Source organism: Nostoc sp. T09 (assembly GCF_002154695.1).
In the GTDB taxonomy this organism is placed as follows: domain Bacteria; phylum Cyanobacteriota; class Cyanobacteriia; order Cyanobacteriales; family Nostocaceae; genus Aulosira.
Genome location: NZ_MTAV01000125.1, coordinates 25130 through 50252 on the forward strand (window position 1 = coordinate 25130; position 25123 = coordinate 50252).

At 44.3% G+C, this 25123-nt stretch carries 14 protein-coding genes and 1 pseudogene; 3 read left to right on the top strand and 12 right to left on the bottom strand.

The annotated features are described in order from the left end of the window. Positions 1-693: 693 nt before the first annotated feature. Positions 694-1845 (bottom strand): ATP-binding protein, encoded by a 1152-nt coding sequence (locus BV372_RS23875; RefSeq protein ID WP_086688986.1) that lies wholly within the window; start codon positions 1843-1845, stop codon positions 694-696. A 1-nt stretch (position 1846) separates the two neighbouring features. Next, on the bottom strand, positions 1847-5299 hold the full coding sequence (locus BV372_RS23880; protein ID WP_086688987.1) for a GAF domain-containing protein: 3453 nt from the start codon (positions 5297-5299) through the stop codon (positions 1847-1849). 262 nt (positions 5300-5561) lie between these two features. On the opposite strand from BV372_RS23880, the gene BV372_RS36615 reads away from it, so the two are divergent. After that, positions 5562-5732, top strand: coding sequence for a hypothetical protein (locus tag BV372_RS36615; protein WP_179198209.1), 171 nt, complete (start codon positions 5562-5564; stop codon positions 5730-5732). 92 nt (positions 5733-5824) lie between these two features. Here BV372_RS36615 and BV372_RS23885 read toward each other — a convergent pair whose 3' ends face one another. The 6 genes and pseudogenes from BV372_RS23885 to BV372_RS23910 form a co-directional block, all read right to left on the bottom strand. Next, a complete protein-coding gene (locus BV372_RS23885) occupies positions 5825-6997 on the bottom strand; it encodes a hybrid sensor histidine kinase/response regulator (protein ID WP_086688995.1) in 1173 nt (390 codons plus the stop codon). A 485-nt stretch (positions 6998-7482) separates the two neighbouring features. Beyond that, on the bottom strand, positions 7483-7929 hold the full coding sequence (locus BV372_RS23895) for a response regulator (RefSeq protein WP_086688989.1): 447 nt from the start codon (positions 7927-7929) through the stop codon (positions 7483-7485). Continuing rightward, positions 7877-10180, bottom strand: a complete 2304-nt coding sequence (locus BV372_RS23900; protein ID WP_086688990.1) for an ATP-binding protein — start codon at positions 10178-10180, stop codon at positions 7877-7879. Before BV372_RS23900 ends, BV372_RS23895 begins: the two co-directional genes overlap by 53 nt. A 525-nt stretch (positions 10181-10705) precedes the next feature. Beyond that, entirely contained in the window at positions 10706-13210 is a 2505-nt protein-coding gene (locus BV372_RS23905) for an ATP-binding protein (protein WP_306299017.1), read from the bottom strand. 123 nt (positions 13211-13333) lie between these two features. Further along, a pseudogene (locus BV372_RS38440) lies at positions 13334-14446 on the bottom strand (PAS domain S-box protein); the annotation flags it as partial. Continuing rightward, on the bottom strand, positions 14443-14769 hold the full coding sequence (locus BV372_RS23910; RefSeq protein WP_306299016.1) for a DNA-binding transcriptional regulator: 327 nt from the start codon (positions 14767-14769) through the stop codon (positions 14443-14445). The gene BV372_RS23910 and the pseudogene BV372_RS38440, both read right to left, overlap by 4 nt. 82 nt (positions 14770-14851) lie before the next feature. Between BV372_RS23910 and BV372_RS37850 the strand changes: the two genes are divergently transcribed. After that, a complete protein-coding gene (locus BV372_RS37850) occupies positions 14852-14986 on the top strand; it encodes a hypothetical protein (RefSeq protein WP_256973424.1) in 135 nt (44 codons plus the stop codon). A 23-nt stretch (positions 14987-15009) separates the two neighbouring features. On the opposite strand, the gene BV372_RS36620 is transcribed toward BV372_RS37850, so the two are convergent. The 4 genes from BV372_RS36620 to ppsA all read right to left on the bottom strand — a co-directional run bounded on the left by BV372_RS36620 (position 15010) and on the right by ppsA (position 24198). Then, the gene (locus tag BV372_RS36620) at positions 15010-15180 is read right to left on the bottom strand and encodes a hypothetical protein (protein WP_179198211.1); all 171 of its coding nucleotides are present in this window, start codon (positions 15178-15180) and stop codon (positions 15010-15012) included. Between the two features lie 104 nt (positions 15181-15284). Next, positions 15285-16751 carry a dolichyl-phosphate-mannose--protein mannosyltransferase gene (locus BV372_RS23915; RefSeq protein WP_086688992.1) on the bottom strand — a complete coding sequence of 489 codons (1467 nt, stop codon included), beginning with the start codon at positions 16749-16751 and terminating at the stop codon, positions 15285-15287. A gap of 96 nt (positions 16752-16847) precedes the next feature. Then, positions 16848-21476 carry an ATP-binding protein gene (locus tag BV372_RS23920; RefSeq protein ID WP_373270811.1) on the bottom strand — a complete coding sequence of 1543 codons (4629 nt, stop codon included), beginning with the start codon at positions 21474-21476 and terminating at the stop codon, positions 16848-16850. 253 nt (positions 21477-21729) lie between these two features. After that, complete coding sequence (gene ppsA, locus BV372_RS23925; protein WP_086688993.1) at positions 21730-24198, bottom strand: phosphoenolpyruvate synthase; 2469 nt, start codon at positions 24196-24198, stop codon at positions 21730-21732. Between the two features lie 301 nt (positions 24199-24499). Between ppsA and BV372_RS23930 the strand changes: the two genes are divergently transcribed. Then, positions 24500-24904 carry a hypothetical protein gene (locus BV372_RS23930; RefSeq protein ID WP_086688994.1) on the top strand — a complete coding sequence of 135 codons (405 nt, stop codon included), beginning with the start codon at positions 24500-24502 and terminating at the stop codon, positions 24902-24904. The last annotated feature ends 219 nt before the right edge of the window (positions 24905-25123 follow it).

Here is a 25123-nt window from a genome sequence, read left to right on the forward strand (position 1 = left end):
GTTTATGAAGCTATCACAAAAAACTTCATATTGAAAGCTCTTATTTAGTTCTGTTTAGCCGTAATCACAACACAATTTACCCAAATACAACTTTGGTAAAGGGATGTTACTAGCTGTTTTTACACAAAGTCACGAAGTTGACGACTTTGTGTTGAGTACCTAATGCAGAACAAATATCTTTCTATCGTATGGTATTTGTCTTTGTTCTCATAAATTAATTTTTAATATGCAGAGTATTTACAATTTTCATGTGCAAAATTCATTATTTTTATGCAAAATTATCAAAAAAATATTTCTGTATCAAAAATAACAAAAAAGCAAAAAAACAAATAAATATATGAAAAATTAAAATAACACTTATAGCAATCCGATTTGATTCCTGAACTTACAAACTAGAGGTAGGGAACAGGGAACAGGAAAGAATAGAGGTGGAGTCTACCTAGCTTCGCAAAAATCAAATACGATTCCTATATATAAACCGTCTTGATCAATAGAAGCAGCAGAATCCTTTGATGTTTTCCTAGTTGGTTCTCGGAACTCAATGAATCTATTACAAGATAAGGGATTGATCAAATCTTGTTGGTACACAGGTTGCTTTAATAGTGCTTGGCAATTCTACGCTAGCGATCGCCGAGTTTAAGAATTTGATGCGCAATCATATCAAAATAGTAGTAATAGGAAGCGATCGCACTTCTACCCCCCTGAACGGGTACTACAAAGGTCTAAAACAAGGTGGGAAGAAATTGTTACTGTAAACGATGTGCCAATGCCGACTTTACTTTCAACGGTAATGTTTCCTTGATGAGCATCCACACACTTTTTCACAATGGATAACCCTAATCCCGTACCGGGAATGTTGCTGACATTAATTCCTCTATGGAAGGGTGTAAATAGTTTTGCCAAATCTTGATTTGTTAGCCCAATTCCTTGGTCTTGAATGTGGAATTGAACATAATCTAACTCACACCGTAACTCGAATGTCACTCTACTACCTTCTGGAGAGTATTTTATGGCATTCTCCAGTAAGTTGGTCAGGATGTGTTGCAATAACTTGGGATCAAGCTCATAAAAAAGCTGTGCTGTTTCTTCGCATCCCGAAACGGTCAAAACCAATCTATCTCTAGTTTTAGAATGGGATTGGAGATCTTCTACCAGGCTGGAGCAGAACTGGTAAATATTGATGAGTGTTGGTTGGCATTGAAACTGCTCTTGTTCCACTTGGCCCAGAACTAAAACATCTGTAATCAGTTGCGCCATGTGCTTGATAGCTGCTTTACCCCGTTGTATATGAGCCAGTCGCTTTTGGGGAGTTAGTGAATCCGGCTGTTCAAAGAGTTCTAGTGTCACGAGTAGGGAACTTAACGGATTGCGAAATTCATGGGAAACAATGGAGACGAATTGAGATTTGAGTTCGTTAAGCTGTTTTTCTTTCTCCAGTGCTTGTCGTACAGCTTGCTCTGCTAGATGGTTAGCCAAGGCTACCTGGATAGCAATTATGAGATCCTGTTCCTCAAAGGGTTTAACGATGTAGCCGTAAGGGTGCGTAGCGATCGCCTCCTTTAATGTTGCCTCATCAGCATGGGCAGTCAGAAACACAACAGGTAGATGAAACTGTTGATGAATTTGATCTGCTGCTTCAATCCCGCTTTTGTCGCCTTGAAGGTAAATATCCATTAACACTAGATCGGGTTTGGTTGCTGCAACGAGCTCCAAAGCTTTTTCGGCAGAATTAGCTGTTCCAGACACGCTGTAGCCTAACTTTTTCAGATGTTGTTTGATATCTAGAGCAATCACCCACTCATCCTCGACAATTAGGATAGTGGGGCTAGAAGAGTGTTGCGCCATATTACAACCTTTTTCGCAAGAGAATCTTGAACTGAGTGCCTCTTTGCCTATCTAGTTGCAGCGTACCTCCAAGTTGTTCTGTTAATCCATGTATAAGTTGCATTCCCAGTGAAGTAGTATACTGAGGATCAATATGGGTAGGTATTCCAATTCCATTATCTTTGACAATTAGACAATAATACTCAGGATCATCCAGCCAGAATTGCAAGATAATTTCGCCTTGTTGGTTGGGAAAAGCATACTTCAAGGCATTAGAAATTAGCTCATTGATGATTAAACCGCAAGGAACAGCTGTATCTAGATCTAGTTCCAGATCTGCTACTTCTAGGAAAACACGGATAAATGATTTATTACAGGTATAGGAGCGGACTAAATCATTGACGAGGTGTTGAACATAGGTTGCGAAGTTAATTCGGGCAAGGTTTTCAGAACGATAGAGCCGTTCGTGAACGAGTGCCATAGTTTTGACTCGACGCTGGCTTTCGCTGAGTAACTTCAGTACAGCAGGGTCGTCAATGCTCCCAGCTTGCAGACTTAACAAGCTAGAAACCATTTGCATGTTGTTCTTGACCCGGTGATAGACCTCGCGCAATAAAACTTCTTTTTCTTTGAGAGATGCTCGGATTTGTTCTTCAATTTGTTGGCGTTCTTGCAGTTCAATTTGAAGCTGCCTGTAAAGTTCAGACTGCTGGATAGCGATCGCCAATTGGTTTGATATCTGCTGCAACAGTTCCATCTCCCAAGACTGCCAATGGCGAGGAGATGCATTTTGGTAAACCGCTAACAGACCCCAAAGATGATCTCCATAGAAAATAGGAGCGATCGCATAGGCTCTGGCTTGAAACTGTTCTAGAAGCGCAATATGACAATGCTGGTGGCCAACAGTATAGATATCCTCAACAGCAAAGGTTTCATGATTTTTGTAGCGTCCTCCTCGAGTTGCTTGCAAATGAGTATCTTCCCAAACTTTTTGAATGTCGGGTTTAACCAGTTTGACCCAATCTGGAGCGACTGACTCCACGATAAAACTGCCACTCCAATCGGAATTAAAGCGATACACAGCAACCCGATCGGCTTGCAATGTTTGCCTAATCTCTGTTACGGCAGTTGTGAGGATGGCATCTAAATCTAGAGACTGACGTATTTCTTGGGTAACGAGCCGGAGCAAATGCTCAAGTCTTGCTTGCTGGCGTAGGGCTGCTTCTGCTTGTTTGCGTTGCGTAGCTTGCCGATAGGCCTCGCTCACGTCTTGCAAAACTCCATGCCAGGCAAAAGCTCCATTTTCCCGTGGTTCAACTTGAGAATTGATTTGCACCCATTTAAGTTTGCCCGAGGGCGTAATCATGCGATATTCCATGAAAAAAGGTTCTAGGTTCTGGATGCAACGGGCCATGATGGCAGCGCGAGTGGGTAAATCTTCAGGATGAATCAGCTTGAGTATAGAGGTAGCATCTTGCATTGCTTGCTCTGCTGTTACCTCGATGATAGATTTACAGGCTGGACTGATGTATTCAAACCAAATGTAGCCATTGGCTTCCTGAACCATCGTGTAGACCACTGCGGAAATCTTGCTAAAATTCTGCAACCACCTTTCGCTGCGTCGCAAAGCGGCTTCTGCCTGTTTGCGATTGGTAATATCCATAGCAATTCCTGTTAGCCTCACAGGTTGTCCCTGCTTGTCCAGCACACAAGCACCTCGTGAGTACACCCAACGAATATTGCCATCCCTTCGTATCTGCCTATACTCTACTTCATAAGAAGAACCTTGTTCTATCACTTGCCTTGTTTGTTGCACAACATAGTCCCGATCATCAGGATGAACGCAACTCAAGAACAACTGGAAGTTTGGGTAAGGACTGAGTACTTCTCCGTTTTGATCGAGAACACGTCCTTGAGCATCCGTTTGAAAGCCAAATAGCTCATATTCTTCAGGCGACCAGTGGACGATTTTCGTCTGTATATTCAAGTTCCAAGTTCCCATCTTGGCAGCAGAGAGTGCCATTTTGAGTTGGGCAGTACGTTCCTGAACTCGCTGTTCTAACTCCAGGTTGAGTTGTTGCAATGCCGCTTCGGCGCGCTGGCGATCGCTGAGTTCTTGCTGCACCTGTTGATAGAGTTGTGCTTGTTGAATAGCGATCGCTAACTGATCTGCTACTTTACGAGCGAGTTCTACCTCTTCTTCTTTCCAAGGAGCTTCTTCAACAGGCTTTGATAGCGATAAGCTACCCCAAATTGTATCGTTAACGACGATAGGTGTTAACAACCAGGCAGGAGGACGAATCTGGGCAATTTTTTGGTTAATTGGATCGTTAATGCTATCCATTCCATCTATCCGCACTACCTGGAGTTGCTTCAGCTGTGCAGCGAAGGGATTACCCCGATCGGGAATTTCTAAACCTGTTATATCTGTTAGCGATGCATCTTTGCAATCAGATGCTAGAGTTTGCCAGCATTGGCGTTCTGGAAAATACTGCACAATAGAAGTCCGATGAACTCCTAATAATTCAGTGACTTCAGCTATGGCTGTGGAGAAGATCGTCGATAAATCCAGGGAACTGCGAATGCTTTGAACTACCCGATTTAAGGTTTGCTCTTGCTTTGCCTGACGCTTTAAGGCAATTTCGGCTGCTTTGCGATCGGTAACATCCCGCGAAATACACAGTATCGACTCAATCACGTTATCACGAGTCAGTTCAGGTGCGATCGCCATTTCAAAGGAACGCACTCCGTTAAGTGTCAGAGTTTCAAATTCAATGATCTGTTTTTGACCCGTTGTCAGTAGTGCTTGGGCAGCCGCTTCCCAGGTGTTAATCATTGCCAGAGGCAATCCCAATTCGCGACAGGTTTTGCCCAAAAACACTTCTGCCGGAATTCCTGTGAGTTGTGTCAGGGCTGGACTAGTGTAAAGATGCCGCAGCTGGGTATCGAAGCGTTCGATAATATCAGGAGAATTTTCCACCAGGGTTTGGTACAGCCGTTGCGACTCTTGCAAAGCAGTTTCGGTAGGTTTGCGATACCTGCGGCAAGTTCTGCGGTCTATGCTTTTAGCTGCTTGACAACGAGTTTGGGTGTTTTGCCAAACATTACGAACTGCTTGAACCAATTGAGTCAGATGTTTGGGCGACTTGATGACATAATCATTCAACCCCGCTTTCATGGCTGCGACCGCAACTTCTTCGCTACCACAACTTGTAAACATAATCACGGGACAATCGCTAATCTGCGCTTTGAGAGTCCGCAAAACATCCAGTCCAGTTGTCCAGGGCAACTTATAATCGACGATCGCCAGATCAAAGTCTGGAGCGATCATCGCCTGCGCTAACTCATCAGCATTAACAATTTCCTCAATGTGAAGCCCTAGTAAGTTCTGAGTCAGTGCTTGGACAATGAGAGCACGATCAACTGGATTACCATCGATTAGCAGAATTCGTTGCAACAACTGCTCTCGGCTCATGAGGTTCCAACAGCTTTAAAAAAGATATATATATTTGGATGCTGATCTACATCCAATTTAAGCCACATTGGGTAAATATGCCGAAGTAAATATTTACCCTGGGGATAAGGTAGACGAGAAGAGAATTTTAGCCTTATTTATTTTTCTTCACCTAAGCTATATCGATTTTTACCTTTCTATTTCATGTAACTATAAATAGTATGTTAATAGCCAGACTGTGCCAAAACTGCAAATTTGACGCTTGTATATTTAAATAAGTGTAGTGAATCAAATACACGGTGGTTTTGAGAAACCGAGCTTACGAGCGATCGCCTACACTCTCAAAAGTCAAAGAAAAAGAATTCAGAATTCAGAAATCAGTATGCAATTAGTGGGGGCTTGTGACCCGCCGCTAATTGAAGACCACCAAATTGAAAATTTGGTGGGGGCTTGATACCCCTAAGTCATCCACCACTCGCACACTCGTCATTCTGACTCCTGGCTCCTGACTCCTGACTACTTCTTGGTAAACTTTTACTAAGTAGATTACAGTTTCAGCAACGGCAGTATGACAGTAAAGGTCGTACCTATGCCAACTTTGCTATCGAGTAAAATCTCGCCTCCATGTGCATCAACACACTTTTTGACAATTGCTAAACCTAAGCCTGTACCAGGAATAGAACCGACATTTTCTGCACGTTGGAAAGGCTGAAATAATCGTTTTTGGTCTGGTTCGGGAATGCCAATCCCCCAATCTTGAATTCGGAAAGCGATCGCATTCTTTTGACCCATTAGTTCAAAGTTTACTGTACCGCCTGGTAGGGAATACTTAATCGCATTAGTCAGCAAATTTCCTAAAATATGCCGCAGAAGACTCTCATCCCAAACTGCATCTCTAAATTCTCCAACACTTGTAAACTCAAGCTTGAGATGCTTGTCCTTGGCAGTTATTTGAGCTTCTTCAATTAGTTGACGGCAGAAGATTTGTAAATCGAGGGAGACGAGTTCACACTGGAGTTTACCTGAATCCGCTTGACCGATTAATGAAACCTCATCCAATAGCTGCGCCATATTTTTGATTGCCGAGCGAATAATTTTAAAGTGAGAACTTTTCTTCTCTTTGGTTAATTTTTCATCGCTATTTTGTAGCAATCCAGCAGCTAGGAGGATCGTATTTAAGGGATTGCGGATGTCATGAGAGATCATTGATACAAATTCGGATTTAAACTGGTTAATTTCTTGAGCTTTTACCAGTTCGGCTGTGCGTTCTTCAACCCGGTTTTCTAATGTTTTATTAGTTGTCCGTAATGATTCCAAAACTTGTTTGCGCTCGATCGCATAATGTATAGAGCGAACCAACACCTCGACATTTACCTGTCGTTTGAGTAAATAATCTTGTGCCCCTTGCCGCACTGCTTCAATCGCTAGGGCTTCGTCATTGGTATTTGTGAGGACAACAATCGGTAGCCAAGGGGCATAATCAATCAGTGTTGGCAAGGATGACAATCCTTCGCTATCAGGTAGGGTAAGATCCAACAAAATGACATCATAGGAGCATAATACCCTGTCCTTAGTTAATTCCTGGAGCGCATTCTGCAAGCGCTGAACATGAACCACACTAAAGTCTTTGGATTGGGCTTGCTTCAGAAACTCTTGTAACAATCTCGCTTCTGCTAGGTTGTCCTCAATCAACAAGATTTTTACTGAGCCTGTAGCCATCATTTCCTGGTTCTACCTCCTCTATCTAGAAAGAGTGCTGAGTGCTGAGTCAAGGGTCAAAAGGCAATACGGTTCAGTTAAGAAAATTCCTCTGTGGAGGCAAGGGAACAGGGAACGGGGAACAGGGGCAGACAAAACAGGCTTATCTGAACTGTATTGGGTCAAAAGGCAATAGGCAATGGTCATTAGTGATTTCCCCCTTGTCCCATTTCTCCCCACCCTCTCCCACACTCCCCACCCTCTCCCACACTCCCCACACTCCCAGGGCCGTTTCATTCGTAATGGTATGTATTTTGTCAATATGATTGGCGATAAATATCAGAGCAAAAGTCATAAATTGTTGACCATCTTGATGCCTAAGATTGAATACCAAGCTCGTTTTTTATCTCCTGAATCCTTGCATTTTCAAGCCTTTTAGGGAATGAAACAGCCCTGCCCACACTCCCCACACTCCCCACACTCCCTGCTCCCCTGCTCCCCTGCTCTTACTCCGATGGCAATGTGGCAGTAGAGAGCCAAAACTCTTCAATACCTTTGACGATTTGAAAGAGCTGGCTAAGGTTACGAGATTTAGTGATATAGCAATTCACGTGCAAATCGTAACTATGAAAAATATCATCCTCGTTTCTGGAGGTTGTGAGCACAACTACCGGAATGCGTTTCAGTGTGGGGTCGGCTTTAATTTCCGCCAACACCTCACGGCCATCCTTTTTAGGTAGGTTTAAATCCAAGAGAATGAGGTCAGGGCGTGAAGCATCAGCATATTCACCTTCTTGGCGTAAATAAGCCATAGCGTCCATGCCATCCCTGACTGTTACCACTCGGTGTGGTACTGTGCTATTTTTTAGCGCTTCTTGGATTAGACGGATATCGGCTTTATTATCCTCGACCAAAAAGATCGTTTTGTGTTTTTCTTCCGTTTCTACGCTCACGCTCGCGGCCTCCAACTGGAATCGTAAAGTAGAAGGTTGCACCCTCATCTAGCTGTGACTCTACCCAGATTCGTCCCCGATGACATTCAATAATTTTCTTACAGATTGCCAGGCCCATGCCAGTGCCGGGATACTCTTCTCTTGTGTGTAGACGCTGAAAGATGACGAAAATGCGCTCGCTAAATCGCGGATCGAGGCCAATACCGTTATCCCGCACAGAGAACAACCACTCATCTTCTAATCTTTCTGCTCCGATATGAATTTGTGGCGGTTTGTCACTGCGGAATTTGATGGCGTTGGCAATCAGGTTTTGAAATAGCTGCATTAATTGTGTACTATCAGCCATCACAGTAGGTAGGGGATCGTGGGTAATCACTGCCCCAGTTTCATGAATGCGTCCTCGCAAATTGCTGAGGCTGCGATTTAAAGGCTTTTCTACCTCAGTTAGCCCAAAGGCGATCGCTTGCATATCTACTTTAGAGTATGCTAGTACGTCATCAATGAGCGTTTGCATTAGACTAACTCCCTCAACGGCAAAGTTAATAAATTCCTTTGCGTCTTCGTCGAGTTCTTCTTCGTAGCGCATCTCTAATAGCTGCACATAGTTTGCCACTTGATTTAACGGTTCTTGTAAATCATGGGAAGCGACATAGGCAAACTTTTTCAGTTCAGCATTAGAACGTTCTAAATCTTGCGCTAACTGCGCCAGTTCATCGGCTTGACGCAAAACAATATTGATGATGGCTTTGCGCAGTTCCAAAGCTGCTTTGATTTCGACAAATTGCCAAGGTAAAGATGTTAGACGAACTGTTTCTTTCCACAGTTCAAATGATTTTCGGGGAACGAGGCGCAAATTTCCTTGTGATTGGTTGACTTCAAACGCTTCATTGGGATTACCTCCCCAATTTACTGTTTGAATGACTTCTGGTCGAAACCACAACACATAATTGCGCTTGGAAATTGGAATTGCTAACAAACCGCTGGCGACATTTTTAAATCTTTCAGCATCAGGATAAATGCGCGGTAGAGAATCTGTATAGAATACTTCTTCATCGACATTATTCTTGAGCCATTGGACTAAAAAATTCAAGTCTTCTTCTTTGGGAGTCTCGCCAATAACTGTGCAATTATCCCCAAAACATACAGCTGCGCCTTGAGCACTCGTTAAATCTAGGAGATTCGGCTGGTGTTTAACTAAACCATCGATAAAATTCTCCTCTTGGGACATATATTCCATCAAAACTGACTGAATATATGCCAAATTCATCCGGTAATCGTAATCTTCTGTTTCTTCTCTGGCTGAGATTTCTGTAAATATCACTCTTCCCAAAAATTCGCAGGCTTTACGCAATTCATAGGAAACATATTTAGGCGTCTGATGGTGACAAGCAATTAAACCCCAGAGTTTGCCATCTTTAATTAAAGAAATAGTCAAAGAAGCACCTACACCCATGTTGTGCAAGTACTCTAAATGACAAGCAGCAGCAGTTCGCAAAATTGAATTAGTTAAATCAATTGGACGTTGGCTTGTCGGATTATTCACCGGAATAATTTGTACAGGCTCAGAATATGAATCTGGTATTAATCTGATGAAATTGGAAGCGAATAATTTTCTTGCTGGTTTAGGAATATCTGACTCTGGGTAGTGTAAGCCCAAGTAAGGTTCCATGCTGTCCAACTTTTCTTCAGCAATTACAGAGCCATGCCCATCTTCATCAAATTTATATAGCATTACTCTGTCAAATCCAGTTACTTTTCGTACTTCCTGGACAATTATTTGACAGAAATCGCGGAGATTAGTTGTTTTTTCTAGCTGGTTAATAGAGGCTCTAGCTAGATGATAAAAACTTAAAAATGGGATGCTTTCTTGAGAAATAGCTGGCTCTAATTCTAAAATCAAAATGCCTTCGGGATTGCGATGAAAAATGGCATCAAATACTACGTAATCATCACCTTTTTTTCTCACCCAAACTTTAGTCGGATTAATATAATCGAGATTTCCTTCTAATATTCCGGCTTTAATTCTTTCTATTTGGAAAGGATCGAGTAACTCTTCTAGTTTTTTTTGCAATACATTTTCGGGCAAGATTCCGAAAACATTCCATGTATTATTACTAACTTGGATAATTTTTAGCTCAGGCTCCTCCAATACCAAAAGGACGCCATGAGACTGAACTCGACTAGAAATATGAATCGGTGCTTCTTTCAAGCTACTAACATTAATACCTTGCACTTCTAATTCTGTCGCCATTAAGATTCTCCTCTATTGGACGGGAGCATCAAAAGTAATGTATCAATAAGTGTTAATTACTTATTGAACTTTGCATACTACTTTAGATGTTTAAAATTTAGTTGCAGATAGCGAGATGAATGCCTAGGCTGGAATCATTTTCTTGAGTAATATATCGTTCAAAATGTCCCGATTGCCAGAGGCAGGAAATCAACAATGCGAATGCGAAAAAACTTGATAATCACCTACTATATATCATTTTTTACTATATATTTAATTCCCTAATTCACTGCGCTAGCTTGATTATTTTTATGCTAATACTTTTAATTTTTCAGTAGCATCACGCAGTGTCTCCCTTGTCTGCAATTCACAGTTTAACAGTCAGAAAACTTATGTAGGGATAAGAAATATGAAAAACATGTGATTAAATCAACTACCAAATGTGTAGTTGTGTTAAATCAAACTTGCAGTTAGCCATTCAAAAAATATTTAAACCTCGTCTATGTAGAAACCCGTTTTTATTAAATTAGTTAGCTTATTCGTGCGTCATAGGTTGCGCCTCAATAGCTTGGCGATCGCCCGCACTAATGTGTCTGGCTCCACAGGTTTGGCTAAATGCTGTTGAAACCCAGTGTGCAAGGCTTGCTGTTGGTCGCCTTCTCCAGCGTAAGCCGTAAGCGCGATCGCCTTCACCTGTCCTCCCTGCTCTAGTGGTAATCTCCTGACTTGTCGCATCAACATATAGCCATCCATATCTGGCATCCCAATGTCGCTAATCAGCACATCGGGCGGAGATTGCGTGAACGCCAAAAATCCTGCGCTTGCGGTTGCGGCAGTCGTAACGCTTGCACCTGCTTGCTCTAAGACAAACGCCACAAATTCGCGTGAATCGGTTTCATCGTCAATCACCAGAATTTGTAAACCTTCTAAAGGTCTGAGTGCTGAGTACTGAGTGCTGGGTGCTAAATTCTCAGTCCTCAGTTCTCGGTTCTCAGTCCTTAGCAACGGCAGTTTGACCGTAAACATCGCTCCCAATCCTTCGCCTGCACTGGCGACTTCGACTGTACCGCCGTGCAACTCGACTAAGTGACGGACGATCGCCAACCCTAACCCCAATCCGCCAAACTTGCGCGTGGTTGCGCCGTCCTCCTGCCGGAAATGGTCAAAGACATGGGGCAGGAAAGTTGCCGAAATGCCTTTGCCGTTGTCGCTGACGGTAATCTGCGCTTGCCCATTAACCTGTTCTAATCGCACCTCCACTCGTCCTCCTACGGGCGTAAACTTCACGGCATTGGAGAGTAAGTTCCACACGACTTGCTGTAAACGGGTTGCATCACCGGAGACTTGTCCGACTTCAGAATCCAACTTGGCTTCTACCGCAACGGATTTAGCGTCTGCGGCAAGCCGCACGGTTTCGATCGCGCCTCGAATCGTAGCGGCTAAATGAACTGGACTGACATTTAGACTAAGTTTTCCTTGCAGAATGCGGGAGACATCCAGCAAGTCTTCAATAAGTTCCGATTGCAACTTTGCGTTCCGTTCGATCGTTGTGAGGGCTTGAGCAGTTTTGGCTGCGTCCAGCTTGCCGTTTTGCAAAAGTCTTGACCAACCGAGAATTGGGTTGAGGGGCGATCGCAATTCGTGAGAGAGTACAGCTAAAAATTCGTCTTTAATACGATTCGTCTGTTCGGCTTCTGCCCGTGCCGCTTGTGCCTGTTGAAGCAATCGCTCGCGTTCGGCTTCCGTCTGCCGTTGTTCGATCAAATCGGCAGCTTGGCGAGCCAGTAAATCGAGAAATCGCAACTGGCGATCGCTTGGTCGATAGTGGGTACGCCAGTGGTTGGAAACCATGCCGATTAATCTACCAGAGCGGGTAATCAGCGGCGTGGACTGAGCCGAGAGATAGCCCGCCTCCATAAGCAGCCGCAGAGAACCATGCGAGTCTTCGCTTTCGGGTACATCAAAATCGACAAAGCTACGCTCGCCAACTCGCAGAGCAACGCCGCAGGAGGTATTAAAACTGGCATCGATGCGGCAGAAAGGCTCAGACATCTCTAGTGGTATGTTTTGCGAGGCAAGCATCACCAGTTCGTTGGTTGCAGCATCCAGCAGTTGCAGCGTCCCTGCCTGAGCCTGGGTAATGGTGATCGCGGCAGCAATAATCTCTTGGTACAGGATTTGAAAGTCGCCTTCTGTGACCAATCGCGCCCCCAGTTCCCGCAGCAGTTGCGTGTCTTGTAAATCGGCGGCAACAGCTTCCTCCGCACGGGCACGCTCCAGCCGGGGAAAGATATGGTTGGCTAACTCACGGAACAAGTCAATCTCATCCTCTTGCCACTGACGCGGGCGCGAATCATAGCCGTTGAAGAGAAACTTCCATTGCCCTTCACGCAGCAACGGTACGTGGATGAATGCCTGAATATTGAGGACGGCGCAGTTCTGTGCATGGGTACGCGCATCCGTGTTCGTATCGTTGACGATAATGATGTCTCCAGCCCGTACCGCCGTGTAGAATGCTTCGGTCACAAATTCAGAGATGCGATACGTGCCAATCAAGTTTGGTGCGTCTTCTCGATGCCAAGTGTGATGCACGATCGCCCGCTCTTGGGCTTCGTCCACATCGACAAAGGCACAGATGGAAAGATTCAAATACGAGCCGATTTTTGCACCGACGGTCTGCATTATTTCGTCAGCCGTGGTGAGACGGGCACAATCGTTTTGGATTTCAGCGAGAAAAGCGAGATTGGCTTCGCGGCGTTTGCGATCGGTGATATCGCTTGCTTCGCCAAACCATTCGACAATTTCACCCGTAGCATTGAGCAATGGAACGGCGCGTGAATACGTCCACCCAATCGTCCCGTCTGCCCGGATAACGCGATGCTCCAACTCAAATAAACCTTTAGCTTCAATGGCGGCATGAATGGCTGCTAGCACTTGCGCCCGATCGTCTGGGTGGATATAGTTTTGCAGCCAGTTCCGGCTCGGCTTTGGAGTGTCGGCAAGAAAATTTCCGCCCTGAAGCTCCTGCATCTCGCTCCAGTCGGCACTCATGCGATACAGGACATTTGAGCTGGCACTGATTAAAGTGCGGAATCGTTCCTCAGATTCGCGCAGCGTAGCTTCGGCTTCAACGGTGGCTGTTATGTCCGGCGTAGCTCCGACATGACCGAGATACGCACCGTCCGAGCCGAACAATGGCTGAGCGAACGATTCCACCCAACGCCATTCGCTGTCGTACCGCCGAGAGCGAACGCGCCCGTGCCAAGGTTGTCGCGTCCGAACCGCCTCCATAAAGCCTGCAACAAACTTTTCGGCATCATCGGGATGAAGCAGTTTCTCCCAACCTTTGCCGCTGATTTCCTCGGCAGTCTTACCCGCGAAGTTAATGAAATACTGGTTGACCCAGACGTTCTTGCCTTCTGCATCCTGCTGCCACATCAACACCGGAATAGTATTTGCGAACGTGCGAAATTTTTCTTCCGATTCGCGCAACCGTTCTTCAACGCGCTTGCGTTCGGTGATGTCATAGGACATTGCCAGCACCGCATAGACCTCACCTCGATCGTTCACCAGTGGAGTGCCGTGAGAAATGTAGTGGCGATCGTGGCTATTATGCTCCCAGCTAAACGGTTCACCCTTCAGGGCTTGACGGAAGTACGGCTCGTAAATTGCGGCGAGATCTGGAGCGAGTGCCTCCCAAATGGTTTTGCCCACCAGATTTTCAGAAGTCATGCCTACTTCTTCAAGCGCTTTGCCCTCTGCCAGTAGGTAACGTAAATTGCGATCGACAACGAACGCCGCCCCTTGAGGTAAGTTAGCCGCCACTGCACGCAAGCGAGCTTCGCTTTGCCGCAGTGCTTCCTTTGCTTGGCTGTCCCTAGCTTGCGCCGCTTCCTCACGCTCCATTGTTTCCTTGAGCGTCTGATAGTTGGCTCTGAAACGCTCTAAAGCCATACGTTGCGATCGAGTTAGGTAACTGACCAACCCTGCCGCGATCGCGAACAAACTCAATCGAACAACAGTTCCTATATTGATAATTTGTAAGGAATAGAGTGGCTCAATAAAGAAATAGTTAACAGCCAGCGTAGACAGAACAGTTGCTAGCAAGCCAGTCTCCCATCCGCCCAACCAGGCACTAATCATAACTGCCACAAAAAATAGGGGCGTAACGGTGGGATAAAGCCACGGTGTCAGCAGCAGCGTGAGTCCAAGTGCCACAGCCACACTGAGAACTACTAGCCCAAAGTCAAACAGGCGATCGCTCCGATTTCTCCTTTCAGCCCTCATACGTTTACTTCCCTTTTGAGAAAGTATTTTTCTCGAATGGCTCGGCTCCGTTCCCGCAACCTGGCATCGGGGGATTGAGACAATTGGTTTAGCAACGTGTCAATTTGCTTGAGTGCTAAAGCAGAAGGCGTAGCGCGTCCATTTTTCCATCGATTAATGGTAGCAAAGGTCATGCCTAATTCGTCGGCGAACTTTTCTTGGGATAGCTGCATCGTATGCCGCAGTTCCCGCACCAATTGGGCGAACAACATTCGTCGCGCTTGCGCGAACGCGGGTTGTTGCAGCCGATGTAGTTTGGGTTTGAGGAGCATCTCAAGGGACAAGTATATATAGCTACATATCACTTTCAATGTAGATCGTCTTGCTGTCTACTATCTAGAGCTAGAAGCCTTTTGCTGTTGGCATTTGATATGTGCAGCTTGTATACTTCTTACTCAAGCAATCTCAGAACATCTCAAGCAAGATAGTGTGGTGGGTGATGCCAAAAAGGCGATCGCTCTGCTGCAACGCCTAATCCCGCTGAAAACAGCAATTGATTAGACGATGAAAAGATTAAACCTCGTCTATGTTGAAACCGGTAGTTTTTCCTCATCAGGATCAAGATGATTTTTCACCCATAGGCGATCGCAAATCTCAAAGGGAGTGGAATTAATATCTTGTTCAAATAAGTGAACACGTTCAATGAGTTCAGCAGCGGATTGATAGCATGTGCGCTCAGTAACATCTTCACGCAATCATTTTTCAAATTGGTATCAGTCTCCAGAAAAAAGAATTGAATTCTGTCCACAGCAATTAATTCTATATTCTGAATACTTATTTAATTTTTGTATTTCTGCATTCAAATCCAAGAATTAAACAACATCCGGAGTTTATAGCCGTTAGATGTGAGAGGTAAGCCCAAATAAATCGGCATCCAGAAGATAAAAGCTGCCAAAATTAGAAAAGCAAGAGTAACACCGAATGCTCGTAGTTCCCGATAATAACTGCGAAGACATTGATCTACAAACCAAGCGATCGCTATAAATACAAACACTACAGCACATATATAGTGGTAAATAAAAACGCACCTAGTTACTTTTACCCAGGGCAATAAATTAGCGGCATAATTTAACACTATATACAAGGCAACCCAAGTATCAACAGAAAGATTTGCAGGTACAGACAAACGCTTATGCTTGATTATAGGAATTACCAGTTTCGACAGCAGCATTCCTACTAAAAACAACATAGCAGCCATACCAGACCACCATAAAAAAGGATTACCCATTGCATGGACATCATAAATTACCTGTCCATCAGCAGCAGGTAAATTAGGCCCCAGTACTGGTAAGGGATCGGTGAAACTATGAGCTGTTTGATAATAATAGGCCATTGGTCGAGTCATCAAAGGCCATTTGTACCAAGGAGCGCAGTAAGGATGCACTGTGGGACTATTACCACCCATATGCAGGTGAAACTGCAAAATTTGTTGGTGTACTTCTATAAAACCGTATTTTGTATCTAGTTGCAGGTGAGGAATCCAGATTAGGCTGTAGATTAAAGCTGGGATAATTCCTAAATAAAACACCATCTGGAAAATATTTAGCTGAGTCAACTTTTGTAGCGGTGTCTCAACTTTAGCTATTGGTGGTTCCTGAAATTTGGCATCTTTGCTAGGACTAAGATAAGAATGTAACCAATGAACTAGCCAAGCAGTAATCCAAATTAAATAAGTACCTAACAGAAACCATAAACCATTCCATTTAGTGCCAACTGATGCACCAAAACCAATACCAGCAGCAACTAACCATAAAGAACGCCGTTGATTTTGGTTATCTAATGCTAAAAATAAAAACCACTGCCCTAATAAACCAAAAATTACAATATAAATATTGCTGAGAGCATAGCGAGACTCAACAAGGAATAAACCATCACACGCTGTAAAAAATCCTGCAAGTAAAGCAAAGCTACGGCGATGACTAATTTGATAGGCTATAGCAGCGACAACTAAAGGAATAAATGAGCCAGTGAATGCATTTGCCCAACGATAACTCCAAGGAGATAGTAAAGAACCTACTAGTCCATTGATTGATTCTTGCCCAAAACTAAAATGGCTGCCAAGCCAAATTCCAATACCAATAATATATTGACTCAAGGGCGGATGAGCATTGAAAAATGGAGTATGGGTAAGATAGTTATTCCCAAATTTGGCAAAGTAAACTTCATCAAATACTAGGGTATTGAATCGATCAAGTCCCCAAAAACGCAAGGCGAGCGAGAAGAGGAATATAGCCGCCATTCCTATTCGGAACCAATTTTTAATCATTAGTCATTAGTCATTGGTCATTGGTCATTAGTCATTGGTATTTGGTTATTTGTGATTAGTTATTAATCATCTTATATATTTAGTTCTTATCGGCGGTTAATTAATCATTTGCTGTTGCCGAACTAATTCGACAACCATCGCCACCACTGCATCGGGAGCAACTGGTTTGACTAGATGTCTTTGAAAACCCGCTGCGATCGCTTTTTGCTGATTAATTTCTCCAGCATAAGCAGTTAAGGCTATGGCTGGAATAGATTTACCTTGTGGTGAGGCTCGAATATTTTGTATTAGCATATAGCCATCCATCTCAGGCATACCGATATCACTAATCAATAGGTCGGGAACTCTTTGGTTAAAAGCGTTGAGCGCCGCCAATCCCGATGACACAGATGTAACTGTTGCCTGTTGTTGTGTCAACACAAAGGTGAGAAAGTCGCGGGAATCTGGCTCGTCATCTACAATTAAAATGTAAATGCCGCTGAGATTTAACGATGGGTGATTTGATGATGGTGGTAAAGCAGCTTTAGGAATAATATCCAAGAATAGGGGAATTTGTACTGTAAAAGTTGCACCCTGTCCTTCCCCAAGACTTTCCACTCCCACAGTACCGCCATGCAGTTCCACGATCTGACGCGCGATCGCTAGCCCCAATCCCAAACCACCAAATTGCCTGGTTGTGGAGCCGTCTTCTTGCTGGAAATGGTCAAATACATAAGCTAGAAATTCTGGACGAATGCCTTTACCTGTGTCTTTGACTTGAATTTGAGCGTTGCTACCAACAGATGTTAAGTGAACTTCAACTTTTCCTCCTGGTGGAGTAAATTTTACAGCGTTGGATAAAATATTCCAAACCACTTGCTGCAATCGAGTAGCATCCCCGATCGCACTAACCATTGGGCTAATATTTGTGTATATTTCTAAAGACTTGGCTTCAGCAGCTAATTGCACAGTCTCCAGCGCCGAGTAAATTATCCTACCCAAATCTAGGGGTGTGGCATTTAAGACCAGTTTGCCCTGGAGAATTCGCGAAACATCAAGTAAATCTTCAATCAGTTGTACTTGTAACTTAGCGTTGCGTTCGATGGTGGCGAAAGCCTTGGCCGTTTGTGTAGCGTTAAGGTTACCATTTTGCAACAACCTCGACCAGCCAAGAATCGGATTAAGTGGGGAGCGCAATTCGTGGGAAAGGACGGCAAGGAACTCATCTTTGACCCGACTTGCCCGTTCGGCTTCTTCACGGGCGGCTCGTTCGCGTACAAGTAGTTCTTCTCGATCTTGCTCGGCTTGTTTACGATGGGTGATATCGCGAGCGACTGCATAAATCACGTTCTGTTTGGGGAAAGCAACACCATTCCACGCAATCCAGCGATATGACCCGGATTTTGTCAGGTAGCGGTTTTCAAACCCGATCATTTCGATTCCCTGTGCCAGCTTTTGGGCTGCAACTATTGTTGCAGCTTGGTCATCAGGATGGACAAACTCAATGTATGGCTTTGCGGTCAATTCTGTTTCCGTCCAACCAAGGGTTTTTTCCCAAGCGGGATTCACCTGTGTGAAATAACCATCGAGCTTACCGATCGCCATCATATCTGTGGACAAGTTGAAAAAGTGATCGCGTTCTTCTGTAACTTGTTTGAGTTCGGTTAGATCCAGAATAAAGGCAATAACTTCTTGAGACTGATTGTAAGGTTCTTGAAGCAATGCCGCAGCAATTAAAATCGGAATTCGCCGCCCATTTTTGTGGAGATATACTTTCTCGTAAGGCGCACAACTTCCTTGGGTACTCAATTGTTCGACTGCTTTGGCATCTAAATCCGCAAATTCTGGTGGGGTGAGTTGGCTCCATTGCACTTGCCCAGACTGCATTTCTGCTAAAGAGTAGCCTACCAGATTTAAGAGATAGTCATTGGCGTAGTGTAATCCACCAAAGCAATCGCCAAAAACGACACCAAATAAATTTGATTCCACCAATCGCCGCAACCGCCGTTCACTCTCGTGTTGGGCGGCTTCAATTTGCTTGCGATCGCTAATATCTTCGGCAACTCCAGCAATTCGATATGGTTGCCCATCCCGATCTCGAACTAAAAAGCCGCGATCGCGTATCCACCGAATTGCACCATCAGGACGCAAGATGCGATATTCTTCAGTATGATTGCCTTTGGCCAGACATTGTGCGCCAGCCATCTGCACCTGTTCTCTATCTTCGGGGTGAATCGTTTCTATCCAACTACTTTTATCAGCATACAAGCTCTCACAGGAACGTCCCCAAATTTTCGCGTAGGCAGGGCTGACATAAAGCATCTGTTGCGCTTGCGGATCTGATAACCAGAAGACGCTTTCAATTGTGTCTGCCATTTGCTGAAATAGTTCTTGGCTCTGACGCAATGCTGCTTCTGCCTGCTGGCGATCGCGTAGCGCTGCCTCTGCTTCCATCCTTAACGCTTGTTCTTGTTTGCGCGCCGCTTGCCGCAGTTGAGATAATTTCAGATTGTTTTCTACACGCGCCAGCAATTCTCGTGCCGAAAACGGCTTAACTATATAATCATCCGCGCCAGCCGCCAGTCCTTCAATCCGCGATTCTTCTCCAGCTCGTGCCGATAACAAAATAATGGGGATATCTTGAGTTTTGCGATCGCTACGTAGCGATCGCAGTAATTCAAAGCCATCAATTCCTGGCATCATCACATCTGTTAATACCAAGTCTGGTGGATGCTCCTGAACTGCATTTAACGCCGCCTTGCCATTTGCGACCGTCTCAACTGTATAGTGAGAACTCAACAATCGCTTGACATATTCACGCATATCTGCATTATCATCAGCCAAGAGAATGCGAGCAGACGAAGGTAACAGCTGAGAACTGACAGGTGATAAGTAAGATTCTTCCCTGTTCCCTGATTCTGGTAGCCAAAGTTGGGCTTCTTCCACATCAGGAATTGAACTTAAAGTAATTGCTGCTAATGTGCGACTGGCACGTAGTGATTCCCTTGGTAAATGACTAGCTCCCGTGGGAATGGCGACGATAAAGCAACTGCCCTCTCCCAAAGCACTGGTAACGCTAACCGTGCCACCATGAAGTTCCACAAATTCCTGCACGAGGGATAAGCCAATACCTGAGCCTTCAAAACTGCGTCCTTGGGCACCTTTTACTCGATGAAATCGCTTAAATAAATGCGGTATTTCCTCTTTTGGAATGCCAATGCCTGTATCTTCAACAATTAAATCAACGTAATTGTGAACATACTCTAATCGAACTGTAATTGTACCGGAGAATGTAAATTTAAAAGCATTTGATAGAAGATTAAAGACAATTTTTTCCCACATTTCGCGATCGACATAAATCGCTTCTGGTAAAGGAGGGCAATCAACAATCAGTTGGATTCCTGCCTGTTCAATTGTGGAGCGAAACACGCTGGCAAGTTCAGCCGTAAACCTGGCTAAATCTGTTGGCTCATAGGCTGCCTGAATGCGTCCGGCTTCAATGCGGGAAAAATCGAGCAAGGTGTTGACTAATTTTAGTAACCGCAGGGCATTGCGCTGCACAATTTCAATTCGTTCGCGTTGCACAGCAGGTAATGGAGTTGCAGTATCAGATAAGGCATCTTCCGTTGGCCCCAACATCAACGTTAATGGCGTGCGAAATTCGTGGGAGACGTTACTGAAAAACTGAGTTTTGGCGCGATCGAGTTCTGCGAGTGCTTCTGCCCGTAGCCGTTCTGCTTCGTAAGCGCGAGCATTGGCGATCGCAGTGGTAATCTGTCCGGCTACTAAATCCCAGAAGCCTTGATAATCATCGTCGAACTGGCGGCGCGGACTAATACCTGCAATCAAAAATCCGCTGAGTCGCGCCTGTCCGGGGGTAGTGAGGGGTAACACAAAAGCGCAGTTTGGTGACTCTGGCCAAGCACCACCAGGTAAATCCCCAAACTTTGATTTCACTTCATGTACTAACTGACTTTTGCCTTCTTTAAGGACGGCAGAAAGTGACCAGCGATCGCATATCTGTGATCCCATCTCAATTTCTGGGGGGCTGGCTGCTGTTCCGGGAGCTAATCTGGTTGTCCCCACCAGTCGCGCTTGCGATCCAGTATCATCCAGCAAATACAGCAGCGCAAACGGCACATCGTAGGGGTTATTGGCTAAAGTTTGAGCAGAAATTTCACAAGCATCTTCGACGGTCTTCGCTTTTGCTGTTTGGGCTGCAAGTTCTCGTAAAGTGTGCAGACGGCGATCGCCCAAAACGCGACGAGTTTCCTCAGTACAGGCACAGAAGATCCCACCCACACTTCCATCGTCTTGGGGAATGGGGCTGTAGGAAAAGGTAAAGTAGGTTTCTTCTGGATAGCCATTACGCTGCATAACTAAGAGCAATTCCTCATTCCACGAAGAATGCCCTTTTTGCAGTACGGCTTCAGCTTGGGGTCCTAGGGTGTCCCAAATCTCCGCCCATACTTGGGAAGCTGGCTGACCTAGTGCTTGGGGATGGCGTTGACCCAAAACCGGAATGTAAGCATCGTTATAAAAATTGGTCATCGACTCTCCCCACCAAACAAACATGGGGTAGCGCGACCCTAACATAATGCGAACGGCAGTTTTCAAGCTTTGTGGCCAAGTTTCCACAGCACCAAGGGCGGTAGTTGACCAGTCAAGCGTTCGCATGAGTGCCCCCATCTCACCTCCGCCTGCCACAATTTCTTCACATCTCGTCAATTTTTGCTCAGTGACCACAATCTTTACTCCGCTTCTGAAAAGTATTTCATAAAACCTCACCTTTAGAGGCAGGAGGAGACGAATACAGGTGCTTGAGTGTGCGAATTTGCTTCATTGGTAGAGGGGAGGGGTTGCCCGTCGATTCTCCCAGAAATTAATTCTGGGGGAAGTCAACCCCTATGGGTGATTCAAAATGCCAAATCAATCATATCCATAATAATTGTTAGGTAAAATTATTTCTCATGTCTATATATCTCCAGAAAGAATGGATTTAAGGCTGTTTATTCTCAACTTTTGCTACATTTAACATTGTTTTTAGAACTGAATCAGGATTTAAGCTAATAGAATCAATTCCCTGTTCAACTAAGAACTGGGCAAATTCTGGATAATCGCTAGGTGCTTGCCCGCAAATCCCAATTTTGCGATTATTTTGTTTTGCAGCTTCGATTGCCATTTTTACCATGCGTTTCACACCTTGACTGCGTTCATCAAATAATCGCGCTACCAATGCTGAATCTCTATCTAAGCCTAGTGTTAGCTGAGTTAGATCGTTAGAACCAATAGAAAATCCATCAAAAACCTCAGCAAACTCTTCAGCCATAATTACATTGTTGGGCAACTCGCACATGACGTAAACCTGTAAGTCATTGACGCCCTGCTGTAAACCATTCTTGGCCATTTCTGCTAATACTAAACGTCCCTCATCGGGAGTGCGACAGAAAGGAATCATTGGGATGACATTGGTTAAACCCATTTCTTCCCGTACTCGTTTAATGGCATAACATTCCAAAGCAAAAGCTTCTCTGTAACCTGGATCGTAGTAGCGTGCTGCTCCACGCCAGCCCAGCATCGGGTTTTCTTCATGGGGTTCAAACTGTTGACCACCTAAAAGATTGGCATATTCATTACTTTTAAAATCTGACATCCGCACAATCACTGGTTTGGGATAAAATGCCGCAGCAATTCTACCGATCCCTTGGGCTAATCTATCTACAAAATACTGGGTTTTATCCTCATATAGTGCGGTAATTTCCGCAATTTTAGCTTTGACAAATTCATCTTTTAAATTCTTATAGTGAATTAACGCCATTGGATGAATTTGGATTTGGTTGGCGATAATAAATTCTGTACGCGCTAAACCCACTCCATCATTAGGAATAGCAGCTAAACTAAATGCTTCTTGGGGATTACCCACATTCATTAAAATTTGCGTGCGGGTGCGGGGTACGTTTTCTAAGAGAACTTCTTGGACTTCAAAAGGTAATAAACCTGGATAAACTCGTCCTTCTTCTCCTTCCGCACAAGAAACTGTTACTTCTTGACCAGTTTTTAAGACTGCTGTAGCATTGCCACAACCCACGATCGCAGGTACGCCTAATTCTCGCGCAATAATCGCTGCGTGGCAGGTGCGACCCCCAGAGTTAGTAATAATTGCACTAGCCCGTTTCATAATCGGTTCCCAGTCGGGGTCAGTTCTATCTGTGACTAAAACTTCCCCAGGCTGAAACTGGTCGATTTTATTCACATCTAAAATTAGGCGTACTTTCCCTTGACTAATCGCTTCACCAATCGCGCGTCCGGTGACAAGAGGATGATGATCCGCGGCGGATTTCGCGCTTTTATCTTCATCACTTCTAATGAGGCGGTAACTCCGCAGCACATTTCCCCGTTTCTGCGACTGTACGGTTTCTGGACGTGCTTGGACAACAAACAGTTGATTGGTAATCCCATCTTTTGCCCACTCAATGTCCATTGGAGTGTAATGACCGTGAACTTGAGAATAATGATCTTCAATTACACAAGCCCAACGCGCTAGTTGTAAAATCTCGTCATCGCTCAGGACAAATTTAGCTCTTTCTTCGGTAGGAACTAGAATATTTTTGGTAAATTTTGAGCCATCATCATAGACCATTTTTAATTCTTTGCTGCCCAATTTTTTATCGACAATGGGGCTAAAACCTGCTTTTAAAGTCGGTTTAAAAACATAGTATTCATCTGGGTTTACCGTTCCCTGTACGACATTTTCGCCTAAACCGTAAGCAGCAGAAATTAATGCCGCATCCTTAAAACCAGTTTCCGTTTCAATTGAGAACATTACCCCAGAAGATGCTAAATCAGAACGCACCATTTTTTGCACACCTACAGCTAGGGCAATACTAAAGTGGTCAAATCCTTTAGTATGACGATACGAAATGGCGCGATCGGTAAATAATGAAGCAAAACATTTATGACAAGCGCCTAAAACTCCTGCAACACCCACAACGTTCAGATAAGTTTCCTGCTGTCCGGCAAAACTGGCATCGGGGAGGTCTTCCGCAGTGGCGCTAGAACGGACGGCGACATCTGTATCTGCATTGTATGGCTCACATAAACTTGTATATGCTGTAGCGATCGCCTGGCGCAGTTCCACAGGAAATGGTGTGTGCATCAGTAGCGATCGCGCTTTTTTTCCTCGTTCCTGTAAATTTTTTACATCCTCAACATCTAGGTCAGAAAATAGTTCCCTTAGCTTTGTTTCTAACCCAGCAGACTCAATAAAATAACGATAAGCATAAGCAGTAGTAGCAAACCCAGTCGGAACGTTAACGCCTTTGGGTGTCAACTGTTGAATCATTTCCCCTAGTGATGCATTTTTCCCCCCAACTAAGGGAATATCCGCAATACCCACCTCATCAAACCAAAGGATCAGCGATCGCTCTTTGGTATCAACAGACAAAGTATTTTTAGCTACTGTTACCATCAGTATTACCTCACAATTAAATGCTCTGGTTGTAAGTGCGAAATCGCTAGTACTATTACGCGGAATTCAACAATAGTCAAGGGTTAAGTTACAGGGATCAAGGAGAACAATGAGCGACCAAGGAATTCTCCTATTTTGAATAGAGTTTTGATTTCCGCTGTGGTGTGCTAGTATATTTTGCCTATGTTCAATTTTAAATAGTAAATTTGGAATTGTGCTACAAAATGCCGAAATATAGTCAAGAAAAATTAACAATAATTCGGGATAATAACAATATTGAGAATTATGGATACAATATAAGATGGCGCAATTAGAACAACTACTGAAAATGGCAGAAGACGAGCTAACTGAGTACAGTACTGATGCTCGCAAAATTGAAAAACTGCGCCGGAAAATTGGTTTATCGGTATCGTTAGTCGAGCAACGAGAAATCAAAGCAGCATTATTAGCTACGATGCAACCCAATGAAATTGCCCGAATTGTGGAAGAACAAAGACAAGTAGTAGCTTTACCATTTTGGGGAATTGCTGGATTAGGTTTATTATTAGGAATTTCTTTAAATCAACCCATAGGATTATTAGCAGCTATAGGTGGTTCTGTAGCAGCTTTTAGACTGCAAAAATGGGGTTGGCAATTACAAGCAAAACGTTTGTTACTCCAAACCTTCGAGGATATTGAAGCGCGAATTGCTCAACCCAATAAGTAAAAAATTTTGAGTAGTTAATACTAATGTGCGATCGCAAGTTTAAAGATGCGTGACAATTCGTTAACATTATGGCTAACGAGAGTCGCTGAGAATGCGATCGCCTGTTTCACAGTGAGCTTCAGATTTAGACTTTCTGCAATAATTGCAAACAGGGCTTACGCAAGCAAAATTTGTCATTGCGACCGGAACGTAGTGTAGGGAAGCAATCCCAGAATTTCA